A 4,115-nucleotide genomic window follows, 5' to 3' on the forward strand; every position below is an offset into this window, starting at 1 on the left:
GATTGGTGCACCCGGTAGGCGCGCGTGCCGTCTACAGTCACGTAGTCCGTACTGTGTTCGAGGTTCGAGTGTCGACCAATGAGTTCAGCATGCAGGATGACCAGTGCGGTTGCCAATGTTTGGTGCTCTACATCTGCCATCTCCGCAACGCGTTCGATAGTTGCGCCGTCGAGTCCCGATTCGTCTGCCGCAGTCGCAGAGTCACCTTCGAGCATATATATTGCGTGTGAATGACACACAATGAATGTATCTCTCCACGAAGGACAGAATCACTATTTTATTTGGCTCATTTCCGTGTGATATTCTCCGGTGGTGCTAAAGCAGTTGGCAACGGAGATGTCATTGATGTTGAAACAAGAGTCAATCTGCCCACTCTGCGAGTTCTCAGGAGAGACGACAACGTCCCTTTATCGCCATTTGCAGGTTAGTCATCGGAAAAGCGAGCTCAGCAAAGCGCTGTTACAACCAGAAGAGACAGAGCAGAACAAACTAAAAGTACAACAGTAGGCCAAGCTCGAGTCAAGAATTCGACGCCTGATTTGGGGGTGAGAGAATGGACATTGCCACTCTCAAGTAGTGGTCTTTCGGCCTCTGATTTTGTGCGCCTCTGGCGGATGAGAGGCTCAACATGACTACTAACCAGCAGCAGCCAGTTGACGAAGAGGTACCGGACGAAGCAACCGATGACACTGATTCTATCGCCGCCGAGCATCGGCGGGCACAGGCCTCGGGTGAAGTGTTCGAGGGCGAACCGAGCGGAGAGCGCTAGGACCGAGGCACAATCAAATTCTCAGGTTATATCACATCCTCTACTCTCCTTAGGACAACGTGGTAACCCTCTAGACTGTCCGGCCTGTAATCCTACAGCTGAAAGATTCCGTGTTCACGCGTTCTCCCCCGGATGTGGGACTCTCTCGATGCCGTCGGCAGGGTGGTATCGGCCGTCGTCTTCCTTGGCGCGGCCTTCCTCGACGAGCGTCGCGAGCGCGTCGCGGACGTCATCGGGATGGATGCCGCCGTGCGAACTGGCGACTGTCTTGATGGTTCGCTCTCGTGCCCAGTCTGGTTGCGGGCCGCTGGTCTGGGCGATGAGCGTATTCAGCACTCGGCCCTTCGTGTCTGTCATTATTTAGTAATCTTCTTCCTGTTTCTTAGTCGCTTCGACAGTCTGAGTAACAGCGACTAGGTTTCAGAATGAACTACTCTATCTATCCGCCTCTATTATGCCAGCTGCCCGTCGAAATCATGTCTTGTTCCCAGCCGACTGCCATGGACTGGATCGCGATCAATCCCGCTCATTTTGCTGTTCAGGTATTCAGCAATCCGTGATTTTGTGCGCCTCTGGAGAGTGAGAGGATGTCTCAACAACAGTCTCGACCTCGGCAACCTTCTGGATCGTGTTCCAATCAGCAAAAGGTATCTGTCGAGTCGGTCACAGCGGCCGTTCGAACACAACGGGCTCCGGAGACCGATTTCGAAGCACAGGTTCTGCGGACTGTTGCCCGGCGTTCAGATAAGCTCACCACGCCGGATATCTTGGCGCTCCGGGCCCAGTTGGACGTCGACGTCTCAGAGCAAGCACCACTCCGAGAGCGAGTTCGAACCGTTGTCGACGCTATCGACAAAACGGTCGCGACGTGGGATCAGCAGGAGATGGGAGCATGAGCGACAATACCGACGCCGCGGTTCTGGACGATCTCCCGCCCGAACGACTCCTGTCGGGAGATCAGATCCAGCCAATTCTCGCTGGGATTCGCTGTATGGATTCCATCGAGACGATTCAGGCGTATCTGGCCTATGAGACCAAAAATCAGGACCGAACGCACGTCCAGGACAAACTTCGGTTACGAGCTCGTGAACTCCGCCGGGGTGACGGCGATGAGTGACAAGCGTCTCTTCATCGAAGTCCATGGTATCGGACCCGACGACATCCCGGCCCGCGAGGACGAGCCAACAGCCCCCGATGAAGCGACAGCCATCGCGAACGATATTCACGATTTGCTCCGCGAAGAGTATGGACTGACCGACGTCGAGGGTGTTGCAACCGTCGTGAATTCCGACGTCCACGAGCAGTTAATGAGCGAGTCTGACTCTTGACGGAGTGCCGCAGACAGCGATTTTGTGCGCCCCAGCGGGGTGAGGGGCGTTCCATCGAGAACGCTCGTCGTTTGTACCAATGTCCACTGCTATCGCCATCCTTGAGAGTTCGCTCACGACTACCATTGCTGCCTTGGAGGTCACCGATGACCAGTAATGGTGCCGGCGTGGACGACCGCACGGTCGCCGCGCTGACGGAAGTGATGTCTGTGCTGGATTCGGTTGGTCGGGTGCGAGATGCACCGGGTCTGTATCTGGTGGTCTCCTCGTCAGGATCGGAATATCTGGTTGATATGGCCGAGGGACGCTGTGAATGTCCCGATGATTCGCATCGGCCGTCGGTCACGTGTAAGCACCGCCGCCGCGTTGCGTTCGTCATCGGCGAGCGGCCAATTCCCGACTGGGCGAATCAGGACACACTCGACGATCAGTTTGGGTTGCATGTCGAGGCCGACCCAACACGGGCAGTCCCCGACGGTGGCGTCGCACAGGCTACAGCCGACAGCGGCAGTATCACTCAGTCAGGCAGTGGCCCGCTCGCAATCGAACCCGACGACGACCCACGAACGAAGCGAGCGAAACGCGAGGCTATCGACGTTGCCTTTTTGCAAAAGCCCGGTCGGTACGAAGTGCAGTCGGCTTCAGATAGCGTCTACGAGGTAGACATCCTCGAAGAGACGTGTAGTTGTCCGGATGACGCGTCCCGGTGTAAGCATCTTCGGCGGGTCGATATCGAGATTCGAGCTGGGTTGGTTCCACGGCCCGACGGTCGACTGCCCGAGGCGTAGGCGGATCACTCTCGACTAATTTTACGCCTCCCACGATGGGTGAGGAGTCTTCCAATGTCTTCACAAACTGTCCAGCGACACGAGTCGAGCGTCCCGATACAGCGCTGTCCCGAATGTACCGGCGACCTCGTCCAGACCGATCAAGAGACCCACTGTGAATCGTGTGGGCTCGTCGTCGAGGATTCGCCCGTTGATCACGGGCCAGAGTGGCGCTCGTTCGACTGCGAGGAACGGAAGCGAACTGGTGCGCCCCAGACGGTAACGATGCACGACGGCGGCCTGTCTACCAAGATCGGATTTTCTAATGAGGGCAACATTTCGCCACAGAAACACCGTCGACTCAATCGCCAGCGACGGCTACACGGACGGGCGAGGTTCGAGTCCAAGCGAGACCGGAATCTAGCGCATGGGCTGGGCGAGATTCGGCGACTGGTCGGCGCACTAGAGTACGGACAATCAGTTCGTAAGCAGGCGTCGAAACTCTTTGAGCAGGCACAGGACGCCGATTTGCTGGTTGGTCGTTCCATCGAAAGCGGCGCGGCGGCGGCTGTCTACGCCGCCTGTCGATGCAACACGGTCGTGCAGATGGACGAGATCGCAACTAACGCCCGCTGTCCGAAAGCAGCAGTGTGGACTGCATATCGAGCCTTCCAGATTGAACTCGAAATCCCGATTCCTGTCCAGCGGTCGGTTGAGTGGGTGCCAAAGGTCCTCTCAGACCTGCCGAGAGATATTCCGATATCGGTCAAGCAGGACGCCACCCGGATTGCAGAGCGAGCAACTGAGTCTGCGGAGATCAACGGCAGTCCAGTCGGTATCGCCACGGCGTGTGTCTATCTAGCGAGTGAGCAGGCCGATATTCGACTGACACAGACGACGCTCAGTGATGCAATGGATGTCTCGGTGAAGACACTCCGGACATGGTTCCAGCGGCTTCAGCAGATTGATGCCGCATAGCTCACGCTGAAGGAGTGTCACGTTCGAAGGGAGGCCCATGGGAGTGAACACTCCCAGTGAGGGCGGTGTCGCCCCGTTTTACACAGTGAGGCGACGAATGGTCAACGTCATCTGCTGGGACCGTATCTGCATCATGTGATTGGTTGTCACTCGGTAAATGTTTTCTGGCGGGTTTACTCGAACTATCACACGAGCGTGATCCCGGGACTAGCCACTCTGCATGGATTGTAATGCTTGCGCCCCAATAGCTACTTTTGCCCACGAAGGCCGGAA

7 protein-coding genes are annotated in these 4,115 nt (G+C 56.8%); 5 read left to right on the forward strand and 2 right to left on the reverse strand.

What is annotated here, in order from left to right:
• On the reverse strand, window positions 1-215 hold a 215-nt coding region (locus EGH23_RS26050), incomplete at its 3' end, for a DUF8048 family protein (RefSeq protein WP_483867135.1).
• A gap of 413 nt (window positions 216-628) precedes the next feature.
• Here EGH23_RS26050 and EGH23_RS26055 point away from each other — a divergent pair.
• A complete protein-coding gene (locus EGH23_RS26055; protein WP_220582899.1) occupies window positions 629-769 on the forward strand; it encodes a hypothetical protein in 141 nt (46 codons plus the stop codon).
• A gap of 114 nt (window positions 770-883) precedes the next feature.
• Here EGH23_RS26055 and EGH23_RS26060 read toward each other — a convergent pair whose 3' ends face one another.
• On the reverse strand, window positions 884-1,126 hold the full coding sequence (locus EGH23_RS26060; RefSeq protein ID WP_220582900.1) for a hypothetical protein: 243 nt from the start codon (window positions 1,124-1,126) through the stop codon (window positions 884-886).
• 535 nt (window positions 1,127-1,661) lie between these two features.
• Here EGH23_RS26060 and EGH23_RS26065 point away from each other — a divergent pair.
• The 4 genes from EGH23_RS26065 (at window position 1,662) to EGH23_RS26080 (ending at window position 3,842) form a co-directional block, all read left to right on the forward strand.
• On the forward strand, window positions 1,662-1,886 hold the full coding sequence (locus tag EGH23_RS26065; protein WP_220582901.1) for a DUF8129 domain-containing protein: 225 nt from the start codon (window positions 1,662-1,664) through the stop codon (window positions 1,884-1,886).
• Window positions 1,879-2,097 carry a hypothetical protein gene (locus EGH23_RS26070; protein WP_220582902.1) on the forward strand — a complete coding sequence of 73 codons (219 nt, stop codon included), beginning with the start codon at window positions 1,879-1,881 and terminating at the stop codon, window positions 2,095-2,097. Before EGH23_RS26065 ends, EGH23_RS26070 begins: the two co-directional genes overlap by 8 nt.
• Window positions 2,098-2,243: 146 nt before the next feature.
• On the forward strand, window positions 2,244-2,885 hold the full coding sequence (locus EGH23_RS26075; RefSeq protein WP_220582903.1) for an SWIM zinc finger family protein: 642 nt from the start codon (window positions 2,244-2,246) through the stop codon (window positions 2,883-2,885).
• Window positions 2,886-2,939: 54 nt separating this feature from the next.
• Window positions 2,940-3,842, forward strand: coding sequence for a transcription initiation factor IIB (locus tag EGH23_RS26080; RefSeq protein WP_220582904.1), 903 nt, complete (start codon window positions 2,940-2,942; stop codon window positions 3,840-3,842).
• The last annotated feature ends 273 nt before the right edge of the window (window positions 3,843-4,115 follow it).

It is taken from the genome of Haloarcula nitratireducens, assembly GCF_019599505.1.